This window comes from Vibrio sp. 2132-1 (assembly GCF_033344315.1).
Genome location: NZ_JAWPON010000183.1, coordinates 1 through 860, shown reverse-complemented (window position 1 = coordinate 860; position 860 = coordinate 1). Strand labels below are relative to the sequence as shown.

The window sequence follows — 860 nt, the reverse complement described above, 5'->3', positions numbered from 1 at the left end:
GCAACCTTTACCACCTGAACGCCGAGGAAGAACCGGAGAACGTCGATTACCCTAAAGATCCTGAGTTCCGTAAGAAGTTTGGCCCACGCGGTGTGATTCGTTCGTACGCTGACGGCAAAATTGAAGATACAGGGCCTCTGACTCGTAAGCGTATGGAAACTGTAGACGAAGAGACGTTAGATGCGGCACTCGACTTCATGGATCGTGCCGTGAAAGCGGAAAACCCATTCTTCGTATGGTGGAATGCAACCCGCATGCACTTCCGTACTCACGTGAAGCCAGATAACCAAGGCAAAACCGGCATCAGTACTTATGCTGATGGTATGGTAGAGCACGACAACCATGTTGGTCAGCTACTGAAAAAAGTGGATGACTTAGGCATTAAAGACAACACCATTGTTTTCTACTCAACCGATAATGGCCCACACATGAACTCGTGGCCCGATGCGGGTACAACGCCATTCCGTGGCGAGAAAAATACCAACTGGGAAGGTGCGTACCGTGTTCCTGCAATGGTACGTTGGCCAGGTAAAATTAAAGCGGGTTCTGTCTCGAATGACATCATGCACCACATGGACTGGATGCCTACATTTGTAGCCGCCGCTGGTGACGACAAAATCAAAGAGAAACTGCTCAAAGGCTACAGCGCGGGTGATAAGAAATTCAAAGTTCACCTAGACGGTTATAACTTCCTGCCATACCTCACTGGTAAAGAAGAGAAAGCACCGCGTGAAGAGATTTTCTACTTCTCGGACGATGGCGATTTAACTGCGCTTCGTTACAACAAGTGGAAACTGGTCTTCATGGAACAACGTGCCAAAGGTACGTTGCGTATTTGGGCTGAACCATTCACCAAATTA

1 protein-coding gene is annotated in these 860 nt (G+C 48.4%); it reads left to right on the top strand.

From position 1 onward, the window contains the following. Positions 1–860: sulfatase-like hydrolase/transferase (locus R8N47_RS24280; RefSeq protein ID WP_318185988.1), on the top strand; the 860-nt coding region annotated here is incomplete at both ends.